Raw genomic sequence first — 15,191 nt, forward strand, 5'->3', positions numbered from 1 at the left:
GCCTGGCCGTGGGGCCACCCACCGCCCTCGCCCCGCCCCGCCCCGCTTGGGGGTTGTTATTTTTCGGTCCACCCCCCCCTCCGGGGGGGGCCCCCCACCCCCGCCCGCCCCACCACCGTCACATCCGCTTACGTTCTTCCCGCTGCGGGTCACCGGACCGGATCGGTGACCGCCGTCCACGGGAGAACGGGGGTGTGCTCATGCGGATCGGACTGCTCACCGAGGGCGGCTATCCCTTCGCCGCCGGCGAGTCCGGACTCTGGTGCGACCGGCTCGTCCGAGGGCTCGCCCCGCACGAGTTCGACCTCTACGCGCTGAGCCGCGACGCCCGCCAGGAGGCCGGCGGCAGGCTGCCGCTCCCGGCCAACGTGCGGGCGGTGCGCACCGCGCCGCTCTGGACCGCCGAGGACGCCGGCCGCGGCTACGGACGGCGCGAACGACGCCGCTTCGAGGCCGCGTTCGAGGACCTGGCCGGCGGCCTGTGCGCGGCGCCCGACACGACGGGCGAGCCGTTCGGCCGGGGCGCCGGCCGCGGCGACGAGGCGGCTGCCGAGCGGTTCGCCGCCGGACTCTACGGCCTCGCCGAACTCGCCCGCGCCTGCGGCGGCCTGAGCGCCGCGCTCCGCTCCGAGCGGGCCGTCCGGATCCTGGAGTCCGCCTGCCGCGCCCCCGGCGCACGCCGGAGCGTGGCCGCCGCCACCGTCACCGACCAGCTCGCCTTCACCGACCAGCTGGAGCGGGCCCTGCGGCCGCTCTCCCTCGGCTGGTACGCCGAGGAGGACGGCCCCGACGGGACCGGCGGCCTCGGGCTCGTCGACCTCTGTCACGCGGCCTCCGCCGGGGCCGCGGCGCTCCCGGGCCTGCTGGCCAAACGCTTCTTCGGCACCCCGCTGCTCGTCACCGAGTACGGCGTCCAGCTCCGCGCCCACTACCTCGCCGCCACCGGCGCCGCGCTCGCCACGCCCGTACGCGCCCTGCTCGCCGCCTTCCACGGCCGGCTCGCCGGCGAGGTCTACCGCCAGGCCGCGCTCCTCACCCCCGGCAACACGCACGCCCGCCGCTGGCAGGAGAGATGCGGTGCCGAACGGGCCCGGCTGCGCACGGTCTACCCCGGCATGGACGCCGAGCGCTTCGCCGAGGTCGGCGAGGACGAGGAGAGCGGCGACCCCACGACGCTGTCCTGGATCGGCCGGGTCGAGCCCGCCAAGGACCTCGTCGCCCTGCTCCACGCCTTCGCCGAGGTGCGGCGGCGGCAGCCCGACGCACGGCTGCGGATCATCGCCGCACCCCTGCGCGAGCCCGGCGCCGCCGCCTACCTCGCCCACTGCCGCGGCCTCGCCGAACAGCTCTTCCCCGACGAGGCGGCCGGCGCCCACGCGGTCGGCGAGAACCCGGTCTCCTTCGAGGAGCTGGGCGGTCCCGAGGCCCCCACGCTGGAGGACGCCTACGCCGCCAGCGCCGTCGTGGTCCTCTCCAGCGTCGTCGAGGGCTTCCCCGTCAGCCTCGTCGAAGCCATGTTCTGCGCCCGGGCCACCGTCTCCACGGACGTCGGCGCGGTCGTCGAGGTCATCGGCGGCACCGGACTCGTCGTACCCCCGCGCAACCCGAAGGCGCTCGCCGACGCCTGCCTCGCCCTCCTGCGCGACCCCGACCGGCGCCACCGGCTCGGCGCCGCCGCCCGGGCCCGCGCGCTGGAGCTGTTCACCGTGGAACAGAACCTCGCGGCGTTCCGCGGCATCTACCTCGAACTCCTCTCCCACTCGCCGGTCCGCCGCCGCACCAGCAGCGGCGTGCCCTTCGCGCACCCGGCCGAGGCCCATGTGCCCGGCAGCTGGGCGGACCAGCCGGTCACCGCCGCGGCCGGCACCGGAGACCCCGATGCCTGAAGGAGGCACAGCCATGCGCGGCCCCGCCGCCCCCACCAGCCCCGGCCCCTGGGACTCCCGCTCGGAGGCCCTCCTCAAGGCTCCCGCGCTCACGGCCGACGTGGCCGGCCCCGCGATCCCCGACCTCGACCTCTCGGCCGCCCCCGCGGGGCCGACCCTCCCGGCCGCCCCCGCGGCACCGGCCGCACCGGTCGCACCGGCACCCACCGCCCGGCGGGATACCGCCCCGGTCCACCCCGGACCCGCGACCGGGCCCGCGACCGGGCCCGCGACCGAGACCGCTCCCGAGACCGACCCCGTGCCCGTCCTCGTCGGCGCGGCCGGCCCCGAGGTCCCTGCCGAAGCGATTCGGCAGGCCGTGCCCGCACCGGCGCCCGGACCGCGGACGCGCCGGGGCCCCGCCGATCCCGTCAGGGCCCTGATGCACCGGCACCGGGAGCTGTGCGAACGGGCCGTGGACCCGCTGGAGATCGCCGCCGGTCTCGAGGCACACGGGGTCACCGACCGGACGGCCGCACGCTTCCGGCACCGGGACGTCTTCTCGCTCGCCGAGGAGCTGTACGCGCGCGTGCCGCGTGGCGAGGGCGGTGCCCGGAGCGCCGCGCCCGCGAGGACGGCGGACGGCGGGGTGGGGGGCTGGGCCCTCGCCGTCTGCGGCCCCGGAGTCGTCGCCGCGCTCGGCACCGCCGGACTCGCGCTCAGCACCGGGGTGCCCCGTCTCCTCGTCGGGGCGGCCGGGGCGCTCGGGCTGGCCGGCGCGCTCTTCGGAGCCGTGCGGCGCGGGCCGCTGCGGGCCTCCGGACGTACCGTGCCCGCCTCCGCGCTGTGGACGCTCTGGCTGCTCGCGTACGCGGCGGCCGGCGACGGACTGCTCGAACAGCTGCTCAGCGGAGGACCGGACGGCGGACCCACCGTCGTCACCGCCCTCGACGCGCCGGCCGACGGCACCTGGGGGTTCGACACCGGGCCGCTGCTCGCGCTCGCGCTCTCCGTCGTCCCCGCCGCCTGGTGCGCCCACCTGTTCGCCGTCCGGGCCCGCCGCCGGCTCGCCGCCAGCCGCGGACTGGACGACTTCGCGGCCGGCGCCCGCCCGCTGCTCCTCGGCGGCGTCCTGCTCCACCTCGCCGCTCTCGCCGGGCTGCTCGCCCTCACCGGCTTCCGTCCCGGCACCCTCGCACTCGGCACCCTGCTCCTGCTCGCCCGGCTGCTCACGGCGCACGGCCACCCCGAGGGCGCGGCCGGCGTCCTCGCCGCCACCTGCGCCGGCGAGGCCCTCGTCCTGGCGAGCGTCCTCGCCGCCCGGCTCCCGGGCTGCGACCTCGTCGGCGTGCCGGTCCGCTCGGTCGTCGACCACTGGGGCCCCGGGGCCGTGCCCGCCCTCGTCTGCGGCGGCGCCGCCCTCGCCCTGCTCGTCCACGCCGCTACGGCGCTCTCCCGGGCCTCGGCCCACGCCTGACCCCGGGGCGCACCCGCGGAGCCGACGCCGCCGGCGTACCCCTCCTTCCCCCTCGTAGACCCTCCCAAGGAGACGAAAGAGACATGACCCCCCAATCCCACGCCACGGCCGGTCGGCACGAAGGGGCCGCACGATGAGGGTGCTGCTGCTCGGAGCCAACGGATTCATCGGCCGCTTCGTCGCCGACCGCCTGCTCGCCGACCCGGCGGTGCACCTCACCGCGCTCGGCCGGGGCGACGACGCCGACGTGCGGTTCGACCTCGCGACCGGCAGCCCCGGCGCCCTGACCCGGTTCCTCGACGCGGTCCACCCCGGAGTGGTCGTCAACTGCGCCGGAGCCACCCGGGGCGGCGCCCGCGACCTGACCCGGCACAACACGGTCGCCGTCGCCACCGTCTGCGAGGCCCTGCGCCGCAGCGGCTGCGGAGCCCGGCTGGTCCAGGTCGGCTGCGCCTCGGAGTACGGGCCGAGCCAGCCCGGCTCGTCCACGGCCGAGGACGCCGTGCCCCGGCCCGGCGGCCCGTACGGCGTGTCCAAGCTCGCCGCCACCGAACTCGTCCTCGGCTCCGGCCTGGACGCGGTCGTCCTGCGGGTCTTCTCCCCGGTCGGCCCCGGCACCCCGGCCGGCTCCCCACTCGGCCGGCTCGCGGAGGCCATGCGCCGTGCGATGCAGGCCGGCGACGGCGAGCTCAAGCTCAGCGGACTCGGTGTGCAGCGGGACTTCGTCGACGTCCGGGACGTGGCCCGGGCCGTGCACGCCGCCTCGCTCTCCGCCGCCCAGGGCGTGGTCAACATCGGCACCGGCCGCGCCGTGAAGCTCCGCGACGCGGCCGCCGTCCTCGCCAGGGTCGCCGGCTACGCGGGCCAGCTGCACGAGCTCGACGGACCGCCGCCGCGCTCGGTGATCGGCGCCCCGCGCACCGAGGCGTCCATCGCCGAGCAACTGGCCGCCGCCCCCTACCCGTACCCCGACGGCTGCGGCCCCTGGCAGCAGGCCGACGTCCGCACCGCGCGCGACCGGCTCGGCTGGCGGCCCCGGATCAATCTGGAGGAGTCCCTCGCGGACATCTGGATGGAGGCGGCATGCCGCATCTGACCGCCACCGGGACGGTCACCGACATGGGGGTGGGCGTCCCCGGCTACGCCCACCCCCTGCTCGCGCCCGTCGAATGGGCCGAACTCACCCGCCCCGGCACCCCGGTGCACTGGGCCGTGCTCAACGTCGCGGAGGGGCCGGGCGCCCGGCCGGACCCGCACTGCCTGGCGGCGGCGGGCAGGCTGCGCAACGCGGGCGTCCGGGTGCTGGGCCACCTCGACCTGCGGTACGGCTCGCGCCCCTTCGGCGAACTCGTCTCCGACGCCCAGCGCTTCCTCGACTGGTACCGGACGGACGGCTTCTACCTGGACCGCGCGCCGGCCGACCGGGCCGACCTGCCGGGCGTCCGGCGGATCGCCGCCACCCTGGAGGCGCTGCGCGAGGACACCGTCCATCTCGTCCTGGCGCACGGCACCCATCCGTACCCGGGCTACGCGGAGAGCGCCGACCAGCTGGTCACGTTCTCCGGGGCGTGGACGGACTACCGCTGGTCGCAGGTGGCGGAGTGGACGGCCGAGTACCCGGCGGGGAAGTTCGTGCACCTGGTCCACGGGGTGCCCCGGACGCATCTGGACGAGGCCCTGCGGATCGCCCGCTGGCAGGGCGCCGGCACGGTCTTCATGACCGACCGCAGGGGCCGGCCCGGACAAACCGATCAATTCCACACGCTGCCCGGCTACTGGGACGAAATCGTCTCGCGTATCGGACGGGGTGTCTCGGAATGAGAAGGGCCGTGGCAGTGTTGTGCGGAGAACAACCGTACTGACATACCGACCATCGGAGACTCCGTGTCGCTGCCACCCCTGGTCGAGCCGGCTTCCGAGCTCACCGTAGACGAGGTCCGCAGGTACTCCCGCCACCTGATCATCCCGGACGTCGGGATGGACGGACAGAAGCGGCTCAAGAACGCCAAGGTGCTCTGTGTCGGCGCCGGCGGCCTCGGTTCGCCGGCGCTCATGTACCTGGCCGCGGCCGGTGTCGGCACGCTCGGCATCGTGGAGTTCGACGAGGTCGACGAGTCGAACCTGCAGCGTCAGATCATCCACAGCCAGTCCGACATCGGCCGCTCCAAGGCCGCGTCGGCGCGCGACAGCGTGCTCGGCATCAACCCGTACGTGAACGTGATCCTCCACGAAGAGCGGCTCGAGGCCGAGAACGTGATGGACATCTTCAGCCAGTACGACCTGATCGTCGACGGCACGGACAACTTCGCGACCCGCTACCTGGTCAACGACGCCTGCGTGCTGCTCAACAAGCCGTACGTGTGGGGCTCGATCTACCGCTTCGACGGCCAGGCCTCGGTCTTCTGGTCCGAGTACGGCCCCTGCTACCGCTGCCTCTACCCGGAGCCCCCGCCGCCGGGCATGGTCCCCTCCTGCGCCGAGGGCGGCGTCCTGGGCGTGCTGTGCGCGTCCATCGGCTCCATCCAGGTCACCGAGGCGATCAAGGTCCTCGCCGGAGTCGGCGACCCGCTGGTCGGCCGCCTGATGATCTACGACGCCCTGGAGATGCAGTACCGCCAGGTCAAGGTCCGCAAGGACCCCGGCTGCGCGGTCTGCGGCGAGAACCCGACCGTCACCGAGCTCATCGACTACGAGGCCTTCTGCGGCGTCGTGTCCGAGGAGGCCCAGGAGGCGGCGCTCGGCTCCACGATCACTCCGAAGCAGCTCAAGGAGTGGATCGACGACGGCGAGAACATCGACATCATCGACGTCCGCGAGCCGAACGAGTACGAGATCGTCTCGATCCCCGGCGCCCGCCTGATCCCGAAGAACGAGTTCCTCATGGGCAACGCCCTCCAGGACCTCCCGCAGGACAAGCGCATCGTCCTGCACTGCAAGACGGGTGTCCGCAGTGCGGAAGTCCTCGCCGTCCTCAAGTCCGCGGGCTTCGCGGACGCCGTCCACGTCGGCGGCGGCGTGATCGGCTGGGTGCACCAGATCGAGCCGGAGAAGCCGGTCTACTAGGTCCTGTCGTCACACTCCCGTCGTTGCCCGGAGGGCAGGCGGGAGTGTGCAGGCAGGCCCTGGGGGTCCCCCGGACCGGGCCGCCGCCCGGCACGATCCGAGGCCCACGGTCCGGACCGCGCACGCTGCCCGGCAGCGTGCGAGGGGCCCGGTGGTGTCCGTCGCTCCGACGGACACCACCGGGCCCCTCTCCGTCTGCGTCACTGGCACACGGTCCCGGAGGCGGGCACCCTGCCCTCCAGGAGATACGCGTCGGTCGCCGCCTTCACGCACCGGTTGCCGCTGTTGTAGGACCCGTGGCCCTGGCCCTTGTACGTGACCTCCACGCCGACGCCCGGTCCGAGGGCCTCGACCATCGATCGGGCGCCCTCGTAGGGGGTGGCGGGGTCGCCGGTGTTGCCGATCACCAGGATCGGGGCGGAGCCGGGGGCCGAGACGTCGGGATGCTCCCAGGTGCCCGGGACCGGCCACGGGGCGCAGCTCGCGAGGGCCCAGCCCATGTAGTCGCCGAAGACCGGGGAGGCCTGGCGGAACTCGGGCAGCCGCTCCTTGGCCTGCCCGAGGGTGAAGCGCTCCTTGAAGTCCACGCAGTTGATGGCGGCGTTGGCGGCCTGGATGTTGCTGTAACTGCCGTTCTGGCTGCGCCCGTTCATCGAGTCCGACAGGGCGAGCAGCAGCGCCCCGTTGCCGCCGTCGGCCTCGTCGAGGCCCTGCTCCAGATACGGCCAGAACTCCTTCGAGTACAGGGCCTGCGCGATGCCGTTGGTCGCCTGGGTCTGGGTGAGCATCCGGTCGCCGATGCCCGGGATGGGCTTCTTGTCGAGCTCCGCCAGGAGATCGGTGATGAAGCCCTCGATCTCGGCGACCGACGAGCCCGGCAGCACACACTTGTCGCCCCGGTCCACACAGTCCTTCGCGAAGTTGTCCAGCGCGAGCTGGAAGCCCCTCGCCTGCCCGAGGGCGCCGGCCTCCACCCCCGCCGTCGGGTCGATGACCGCGTCGAAGACCGCGCGGCCGACGTTCTTCGAGAAGAGGTGCGCGTAGACCCCGCCGAGTTCGGTGCCGTACGAGATGCCGAAGTAGTGGAGCTTGTCGTCGCCGAGGACCCGGCGCATCAGGTCCATGTCGCGGGCGGCGTTCTCCGTCCCCACGTAGGGCAGGTGGGGGCCCGCGTTCCGGTCGCAGCCGTTCGCGTACTTCCGCTGTGCCGCCGCGAGCGTCCGCTCCTCGGCGGCGTCGTCCGGCGTGAAGTCCAGGGCGTAGTAGGCGTCGAGCTCCTTGTCGGTGGCGCATTCGACGGGCTCGCTGCGGCCGACTCCGCGCGGGTCGAAGGACACCAGGTCGTAGCGGGAGCGCAGGCCCTCGAAGTCGGTCGCGAAGCTGGGCAGACCGGTGACGCCGGAGCCGCCGGGGCCACCGAAGTTGAAGACCAGCGAGCCGATCCGCCGGCTCGTGTCGCGGGCCCTCGCGCGGATGAGAGCCAGCTCGACGGTGTCGCCGTCGGGCTTGGCGTAGTCGAGCGGCGCCTTCATGAAGCTGCACTCCCAGGGCGCCCCGCCGGGCAGCGGCGACGGCGCGGGCCCGCCGCCCTCCGCCGGCGACGGCGGCAGGCACGGCGACCATTCGAGCTGCTGCCCCGCCAGCGCGTCGAGCCCGACCGGCCCGCTCGGCTCCGCGGCCGCCTCCTTGTCCCCGTCGTCGGAGCACCCGGCGGTGAGCAGCAGGGCGGTCGCGGTGAGCAGGGCGGCACGCTGAGCGGCGGAGATCGGCATGTGCCCATCGTCTGCCGCCCCCCGGGCCGCCGCGCGGGCGGAGGGCCATGCGGGTGGCGCCCGGCAGCGCCCGGGGCGGCGGTCGCCCGCACCCCGCCCGTCCGCCACCGCGGGCCGCGCCCGCGGGCCCCGCCGCGGGCGCGGCCCTACAGGGCCTCGCGCCTCGTCAGCCAGTTGAAGCAGATCCAGCCCGGCAGGACCGGCAGCCACAGCGTCAGGAGCCGGTAGAGCAGCACGGCCGGAGTGGCGACGTCGATGGGCAGTCCGACCGCCAGCAGACCCGCGAGCAGCGCGCCCTCGACCGCGCCGACGCCGCCCGGCGTCGGCGCCGCCGAACCGAGCGCGTTGCCCGCGAGGAAGACGACGGCCACGCTCGCGTAGCTGATCGACTGGTGCCCCTGCCCGAAGGCCCGGATCGAGGCGTCCAGACAGAGCACGAACGCGCCCGTGAGCAGCAGCATGCCGCCGATGCCGGTCACCAGCTTCATGGGCCGCTGGAGCACGTCCAGCATGCGCGGCACCACCCCGGCGAACAGCGAGCGCAGCCGCGTCGACACGAACTTGCGCATGAACGGGATCGCGGTCACGACGAGCACCAGCACCGCCGCCGTGAGCAGTCCGGCGATCACCGTCCTCGACGGGCTGAAGGACTGCGACTTCTCCGTGCCGGTCAGATAGCCGAAGGACAGCAGCAGCAGGATGTGCGCCCCGAGCCCGAAGAGCTGCGAGGCACCGACACTCGCGACCGCGAGCCCCGGACGCACCCCCGCACGCTGCAGGAAGCGGGTGTTCAGGGCCACGCCGCCGACCGCCGCCGGCGCGACGATCTTCACGAACGAGCCGGCGACCTGCGCCACCACCGTCCGCCAGAAGCCCACCCGCTCGGGCACGAAGCCCAGCAGGCTCATCGCCGCCGCCACATAGCTGAACGCCGAGAACACCACGGCCGCCGCCACCCACCGCCAGTCGGCCTCGGCGACCGTCGACAGCGGGGTCCGGGCGATCTGCGACAGCAGGAAGTACGCGGCGACGGCGCCCGCGATGAGGCTGACGAGCGTCCGCGGCTTGATCCGCTCCAGACGCACCGGCTCCACCGGCGCCTGCGGCCGGATCCGCAGCACCTGCTGGCGGATCTGCGCCAGCAGGTCCTCCTCGCGGGCCTCGTCCAGGGCCTCGTCCAGCGCCCGCTTCTCGGCCTTCTTCTCGGCCCGCGCGGCCTTGCGGTCCGCCACCAGGTCCGCCTGCGCCCGCGCGTCCGCCCGTTCCTGCTTGGCCGCCTCCGAGGCCGCGAGGACCGCCTCGCGCTCCCGCGCCGAGCGCTCGCGGGCGAGCCGGCGCAGCTCCGCGCGGGTGGACCGGCTCAGCGCGATGGGCTGGAGCAGCGGCAGACAGTCGGCGATCGCGTCCGGGCCGAGCACCTCCACGGCCGCCGTCACCGCCCGCTCGGCCCCGACCCGCAGGCCCAGCGTCGTGAGCATCTGCGCGATGTCCATCCGCAGGACGAGATCGCCCGCGGCGATCTCGCCGCCGCGCAGATCCGTGAGGATCACCCTGCCGGAACGATCCACCACGATCGCGTCGCCGGCGAGCCTGCGGTGCGCGATCCGGCGCGACTGCAGCGCCTTCACCTGGCGCCAGGCGCTGCGCACCAGCTCGTCGGTGATCTCCTGGTCGTCCAGCGAGTCCAGGTTCCGGCCGCCCAGGTGCTCGTAGACGAGCATCACGGCGTCCGGGCCGAGCTCGGAGGTGGCGATCAGTTTGGGTGCGTTGGCGCCCGCCGCGATCGCCGCGTACGCGAGCAGTGCCTCCTGCTCCAGGGCCTGGCGCAGGGACACGATCGAGCGGCGGGTGGTGATGGTGCGCAGGGTGAGGCGCCGCCAGGCCCGGTAGAAGAAGCCGTGCGCCTGCTGCTCGCGGTCGACGACCGTGACGTCGAGCGGCGGCCCGTCCTCCAGCGTCACGATGTAGCGCCGCCCCCGGTCCCCGCTGTCCGCGGCGTCCGGCACGCCCTCGGCGCGCAGCGCGGTCACCGGCCGGAAGCCGACCCGGCGCAGGCCGGCCAGCAGTGTCTGCCCGGTGGGCCGGACGTTGGGGGAGCCGACCGCGTAGAGCGTGCCGTAGGCCACCGTCCAGCCGATCAGCACGGTGAGGATGATCGAGAAGGCGGTGGTGTAGCCGGCGACGAGCATGGTGAAGGCGTCGAGCAGCAGCACCACCCACAGCACCACGCGCCAGCGCGGTCTTCGGGCCATGCCCACCGCGGTCATGTACGCGATGACCGGTGCCAGGTAGTTGTGGACCGGGTCGGTGAGCCCGCCGCCGGACTGCGGCTGGGTCAGCGCGTCCTGGATGGTGCCGGGCGCCGCCTTGGCCACCCACAGGTCCGTGGCGAGCGTCACGCCGTGGGCGAGCACGGCCGCCAGCACGCCGTCGGCGATGCGCAGTCCGTCACGTTTCACGAGCCGCTCGATGGCGAAGGCCACCGGGACGAGCAGGACGGCGATGGACGACACCAGACCGGCGATCTTGACGAAGACGTCGGGGGCGCCGCCGGCGCCCTTGTTGATGTCCTGCTCCAGGCCGGAGGTCGTGCCGTGGGCGAAGGCGGCGATGGCGAGGACGACGGCGATGGCGAGGACGCCGATGAGCAGCCGCATCAGGTCGGACGGCCGGTGCACGCGGGCAGCGAGCAGCGGCTCGTCGCCGGATACGCGCTCGGGCGCGCGCTCGGGCGGACTGTCCTGCGCCATCACCATGTCCGTCTCTGCGTGCCGTTCCGTGGTCGTGGTCGGCGGCGCCGTCGTGGCCGCCGATGCCGTCGTGGCCGCCGCCGGCGTCGCCGTCATGGCCGCCGTCGCCGTCGCCGTCGTCTCGTGTTCTTGATCTCGTATCACCAGTCACCGCCCGCACGATGGTGGCACGAGAAGGGGCCGTACGGAGGCATCAGGGGGTTGTCGGTGCGGTGCGGCAGGATGGGCCGAATGGAGAACCAGGAGCTGCCCGAGCTGCCCGCGTACGCGGAACGGGTCCTTCAGGTCGCCGAGCAGATCCCGCCCTCGCGGGTGATGACCTACGGCGACGTCGCCGAATGGCTCGGCGAAGGGGGGCCCCGCCAGGTGGGCCGGGTCATGGCACTGTACGGCAGCTCCGTGCCCTGGTGGCGCGTGGTCCGCGCGGACGGCACCCTGCTCCCCGGCCACGAACACCGTGCCCTCGGTCACTACCGGGCCGAGGGCACCCCGCTGCGGGAGCCGGAGGGCGGCCCGGCCAGGCTCGACATGCGGCGCGCCCGCTGGGACGGCACGGACGGGTGAGGGCGCGGCGGACCCCGGTGCCACGCCTGACGGCGCGACACGTGGGGGACGCGGGCGGGATCGCGTAACGTCGAAGCTCGCGTTTCTCACCGGAGCACCCCGAGGAGCGCGCGCGGCCCGACCGGCGACGCGAGCGACCCCCGCGGCGCGCGCGACCCGAGCGGGCCGTGAGACCCGCACACCCACCAGCAGGACCGGCGACCCACGTGACTTCCTCCTCGACCCTTCGGCGTACGCGGGGCCCCGGCGCGTACCGGCTGGTGCGGGCCGTCCCGGCGCCGGTGCGGCCCCCTGTGCTGGACGCAGCGCAGCGCGCCGTGGTTGAGCACGCGGACGGACCCCTTCTCGTCCTCGCCGGACCCGGCACCGGAAAGACCACGACACTGGTCGAGGCGGTCGCGGCCCGCATGGAACAGGGCGCCGACCCCGAGCGGCTCCTCGTCCTCACCTTCAGCCGCAAGGCCGCCGTGGAACTCCGCGACCGGATGGCGGCCCGGCTCGGCGGACAGCGGCCGCCGCAGGCCACCACCTTCCACTCCTACTGCTACGCCCTGGTCCGCGCCCACCAGGACGCCGACCTCTTCGCGGAACCCCTCCGGCTGCTGTCGGGACCCGAGCAGGACCTGGCCGTACGCGAGCTGCTCGCCGGCCATGTCGACCTGGAGAAGCTCGGCCTCGGCCGGCTGCGCTGGCCCGACGAACTCCGCGCCTGCCTCACCACCCGGGGCTTCGCCGACGAGGTCCGCGCCGTGATCGCGCGCTCCCGGGAGCTGGGCCTCGGGCCGCGCGCCCTGGACGCCTTCGCCCGCCGCGTCGGCCGCCCCGACTGGCGGGCCGCGGCCGCGTTCCTCGCCGAGTACCTCGACGTCATGGACCTCCAGGGCGTCCTCGACTACACCGAGCTCGTCCACCGGGCGGTTCTGCTCGTGGAGTCCGCCGCGCCCGGCACGCTCCCCGCGTACGACGCGATCTTCGTCGACGAGTACCAGGACACCGACCCCGCCCAGGTGCGGCTGCTGCGCGGGCTGACCGCCCCCTCGGTCGTCGCCTTCGGCGATCCCGACCAGTCGATCTACGCCTTCCGGGGTGCCGACGTGAACGGCATCCTCGACTTCCCGGCCGCCTTCGGCGGCGGCGTCCGCGTCCTCGGCACCTCGCGCCGCTCCGGCGCGGCGCTCCTGGCCGCGACCCGGCTGGTGACCCAGCGCATGCCGCTGCCCCGCCTCCCCGCCGCCGCCGTACGGGCCCACCGCGCGCTCGCACCGGTACGGGAGGGGGGCCGGGCGGAGGTCTACACGTACCCCACCGCCTCCACCGAGACCGACAACATCGCCGACCTGCTCCGCCGCGCCCACCTGGAGGACGGCGTCCCCTGGCACGAGATGGCGGTCCTCACCCGCGCCGCCGCCCACCTGCCGGCCCTCCGCCGCGCCCTCACGTCCGCGGGCGTCCCGGTCGAGACCGACGCCGCGGACACCCCGCTCCGCCACGAACCGGCCGTGGCACCGCTGCTGCTCGCCCTGCGGGCGGCGGCGGGGGGCGAGGCCGCCCCGGAGGGGGAGAGCGGCGCCGCCGAGCCCCTCGGCGACGGCAACGGCGACGGCGACCCCGGCGAGGGCGGTGACGCCGACGGCCATGCCGGTGGGGACGCGGACGCGGACGCCGGTGCCGCGGGCGTCGCCGCGCCCGGGTGGCTCGACGTCGAGACCGCCGTCGCGCTGCTCGCCTCGCCGCTCGCCGGGATGGACCCCGCCGACCTCCGCCGGCTCGGACGGGCGCTGCGGGACGAGGAGCGGGCCGGCGGCAACAACGTGCCGCCCCCCTCGGACGTGCTGCTGGCCCGGGCGCTGGCCGAGCCCGAGCGGCTCGTCGCGCACGACCAGGCCTACGCGCGCGGCGCGAAGCGGCTCGGCGAGCTGCTGCGGTCCGCGCGGCACAGGCTGGCCGCGGGCGGCACCGCCGAGGAGGCCCTGTGGCTGCTCTGGAACGGCACGCCCTGGCCGGGGCGCCTGGAGCGCTCCTCCCTGCGCGGCGGCCCGGCCGGGCGCAACGCCGACCGGGACCTCGACGCCGTGTGCGCCCTGTTCGAGACGGCCGCCCGCGCCGAGGACCGGGTCGGCGGCCGAGGCGCGCTCAACTTCCTCGAAGAGCTCGACGCGCAGGACATCGCCGCCGACACCCTCACCCGCCGGCACACCCGCCCCGACGCCGTCCGCCTGATGACCGCCCACCGCTCCAAGGGCCTCGAATGGAGCCTCGTCGTCGTCGCCGGCGTGCAGGAGGGGCTGTGGCCCGACCTGCGCCGCCGCGGCTCCCTCCTGGAGGCCGACCGCATCGGCCGCGACGGCCTCGCGGAGCCGCTCACCCCCGGCGCCCTGCTCGCCGAGGAGCGCCGCCTGTTCTACGTCGCCGCCACCCGCGCCCGCGACCGGCTCGTCGTCACGGCCGTGAAGGCCCCCGCCGAGGACGGCGACCAGCCCTCGCGCTTCCTCACCGAGCTCGGCGAGGAGCCCAAGGAGGTGGCCGGCCGGCCCCGGCGCCCCCTCGCCGTCGCCGCCCTCGTCGCCGAGCTGCGGGCCACCACCGTCGACCCCGGGGCCTCGCCCGGGCTGCGCGCCGCCGCCGCCGAACGCCTCGCCCGGCTCGCCGCCCTCGCCGACGAGGACGGCCACCCGCTCGTGCCCGCCGCTCACCCGGACCGCTGGTGGGGTCTCGCCGAGCCGACCCGCAGCGAGGTGCCGCTGCGCGACCGCGACCGGCCCGTGGCCCTCTCCGGCTCCGCCCTCGACCAGCTCGCCAACACCTGCGCGCTCCAGTGGTTCCTGGGCCGCGAGGTGAAGGCCGACACCCCCGCGACCGCCGCCCAGGGCTTCGGCAACGTCGTCCACGTGCTCGCCGACGAGGTCGCCTCCGGCCGTACCCCCGCCGACCTCGACGTCCTCATGGCCCGCCTGGACTCCGTCTGGGACGCGCTCGCCTTCGACGCGCCCTGGAAGTCCGCGCAGGAGAAGGAGAACGCCCGGGTCGCCCTGGAGCGCTTCCTGCACTGGCACGTCATGGACCGGGCCGGCCGCACCACCGCCGCCACCGAGCACGACTTCGACGTCACCCTGGGCGCGGGCCCGTACGAGGTCCGCATCCGCGGCTCCATGGACCGCGTCGAGGCCGACGAGCAGGGCCGCGCCTACGTCGTCGACTTCAAGACCGGCAAGGCCGCCCCCACGAAGGACGAGGTCGCCCGCCACCCGCAGCTCGCCGTCTACCAGCTCGCCGTCCGGGAGGGCGCCGTCGACGAGGTCTTCGGCGGCCGCACCCCCGAGCCGGGCGGCGCCGAACTCGTCCACCTCCGCCAGGCCGCCCCCAAGAAGGAGGGCGGCGACGCCCTGCCCAAGGTCCAGGCGCAGCAGCCGCTCGAAGGGGAGTGGGTGGGCGACCTCCTCGCCACCGCCGCCGGCCGCGTCCTGGACGAGCGCTTCACCCCGACCACCGGTCAGCACTGCACGACCTGCAGCTTCCGCGCCGCGTGCAGCGCCCGCCCCGAGGGCCGTCACATCGTGGAGTAGGCCCGCGGACGGTCGTGGCGGCGATCCGGGCAAGGGGCGCGCACCGGTACGGGACGAGGGGCGCGGCCGGGGAACGCGGGGCGCGGGCGCGGGGCCGGGGGCGGGAACGCCGGGCGAGGGGCGTTCCCCGGCGAGGC

General features: G+C 75.2%; 10 protein-coding genes. 8 read left to right on the forward strand and 2 right to left on the reverse strand.

The window, feature by feature from the left end; genetic code table 11:
* The first annotated feature begins 200 nt into the window (after nucleotides 1-200).
* From ACGF1Z_RS23320 to moeZ, 5 genes are all read left to right on the forward strand, one after another.
* Entirely contained in the window at nucleotides 201-1,886 is a 1,686-nt protein-coding gene (locus tag ACGF1Z_RS23320; protein ID WP_393006960.1) for a DUF3492 domain-containing protein, read from the forward strand.
* A gap of 13 nt (nucleotides 1,887-1,899) precedes the next feature.
* Nucleotides 1,900-3,342: a hypothetical protein gene (locus ACGF1Z_RS23325; RefSeq protein WP_393006962.1), complete on the forward strand. Its 1,443-nt coding sequence runs from the start codon at nucleotides 1,900-1,902 to the stop codon at nucleotides 3,340-3,342.
* Nucleotides 3,343-3,475: 133 nt separating this feature from the next.
* Nucleotides 3,476-4,438, forward strand: a complete 963-nt coding sequence (locus ACGF1Z_RS23330; RefSeq protein ID WP_376632178.1) for an NAD-dependent epimerase/dehydratase family protein — start codon at nucleotides 3,476-3,478, stop codon at nucleotides 4,436-4,438.
* Entirely contained in the window at nucleotides 4,426-5,163 is a 738-nt protein-coding gene (locus tag ACGF1Z_RS23335; RefSeq protein ID WP_393006964.1) for a spherulation-specific family 4 protein, read from the forward strand. The genes ACGF1Z_RS23330 and ACGF1Z_RS23335 overlap by 13 nt, the downstream gene beginning before the upstream one ends.
* 63 nt (nucleotides 5,164-5,226) lie before the next feature.
* Complete coding sequence (gene moeZ / locus ACGF1Z_RS23340) at nucleotides 5,227-6,405, forward strand: adenylyltransferase/sulfurtransferase MoeZ (RefSeq protein ID WP_393006966.1); 1,179 nt, start codon at nucleotides 5,227-5,229, stop codon at nucleotides 6,403-6,405.
* 200 nt (nucleotides 6,406-6,605) lie between these two features.
* On the opposite strand, the gene ACGF1Z_RS23345 is transcribed toward moeZ, so the two are convergent.
* On the reverse strand, nucleotides 6,606-8,177 hold the full coding sequence (locus ACGF1Z_RS23345) for an alpha/beta hydrolase (RefSeq protein ID WP_393006968.1): 1,572 nt from the start codon (nucleotides 8,175-8,177) through the stop codon (nucleotides 6,606-6,608).
* A 146-nt stretch (nucleotides 8,178-8,323) separates the two neighbouring features.
* A complete protein-coding gene (locus ACGF1Z_RS23350) occupies nucleotides 8,324-10,933 on the reverse strand; it encodes a lysylphosphatidylglycerol synthase domain-containing protein (RefSeq protein ID WP_393006970.1) in 2,610 nt (869 codons plus the stop codon).
* Between ACGF1Z_RS23350 and ACGF1Z_RS23355 the strand changes: the two genes are divergently transcribed.
* From ACGF1Z_RS23355 to ACGF1Z_RS23365, 3 genes are all read left to right on the forward strand, one after another.
* On the forward strand, nucleotides 10,932-11,060 hold the full coding sequence (locus ACGF1Z_RS23355) for a hypothetical protein (protein ID WP_393006972.1): 129 nt from the start codon (nucleotides 10,932-10,934) through the stop codon (nucleotides 11,058-11,060). The two genes, ACGF1Z_RS23350 and ACGF1Z_RS23355, sit on opposite strands and share 2 nt — an antisense overlap.
* 89 nt (nucleotides 11,061-11,149) lie before the next feature.
* Complete coding sequence (locus ACGF1Z_RS23360) at nucleotides 11,150-11,491, forward strand: MGMT family protein (RefSeq protein WP_393006974.1); 342 nt, start codon at nucleotides 11,150-11,152, stop codon at nucleotides 11,489-11,491.
* 206 nt (nucleotides 11,492-11,697) lie between these two features.
* Nucleotides 11,698-15,054, forward strand: a complete 3,357-nt coding sequence (locus tag ACGF1Z_RS23365; protein ID WP_393006976.1) for an ATP-dependent helicase — start codon at nucleotides 11,698-11,700, stop codon at nucleotides 15,052-15,054.
* The last annotated feature ends 137 nt before the right edge of the window (nucleotides 15,055-15,191 follow it).

Source organism: Streptomyces sp. NPDC048018 (assembly GCF_043202995.1).
GTDB lineage: Bacteria > Actinomycetota > Actinomycetes > Streptomycetales > Streptomycetaceae > Streptomyces.

Excerpts from the sequence above, each read along its gene's own strand:
- ACGF1Z_RS23320 (WP_393006960.1), top strand. The coding sequence starts at position 201 with ATGCGGATCGGACTGCTCACCGAGGGCGGCTATCCCTTCGCCGCCGGC.
- ACGF1Z_RS23325 (WP_393006962.1), top strand. The coding sequence starts at position 1,900 with ATGCGCGGCCCCGCCGCCCCCACCAGCCCCGGCCCCTGGGACTCCCGC.
- ACGF1Z_RS23330 (WP_376632178.1), top strand. The coding sequence starts at position 3,476 with ATGAGGGTGCTGCTGCTCGGAGCCAACGGATTCATCGGCCGCTTCGTC.
- ACGF1Z_RS23335 (WP_393006964.1), top strand. The coding sequence starts at position 4,426 with ATGCCGCATCTGACCGCCACCGGGACGGTCACCGACATGGGGGTGGGC.
- ACGF1Z_RS23345 (WP_393006968.1), bottom strand. The coding sequence starts at position 8,177 with ATGCCGATCTCCGCCGCTCAGCGTGCCGCCCTGCTCACCGCGACCGCC.
- ACGF1Z_RS23355 (WP_393006972.1), top strand. The coding sequence starts at position 10,932 with ATGTCCGTCTCTGCGTGCCGTTCCGTGGTCGTGGTCGGCGGCGCCGTC.
- ACGF1Z_RS23350 (WP_393006970.1), bottom strand. The coding sequence starts at position 10,933 with ATGGTGATGGCGCAGGACAGTCCGCCCGAGCGCGCGCCCGAGCGCGTA.
- ACGF1Z_RS23360 (WP_393006974.1), top strand. The coding sequence starts at position 11,150 with ATGGGCCGAATGGAGAACCAGGAGCTGCCCGAGCTGCCCGCGTACGCG.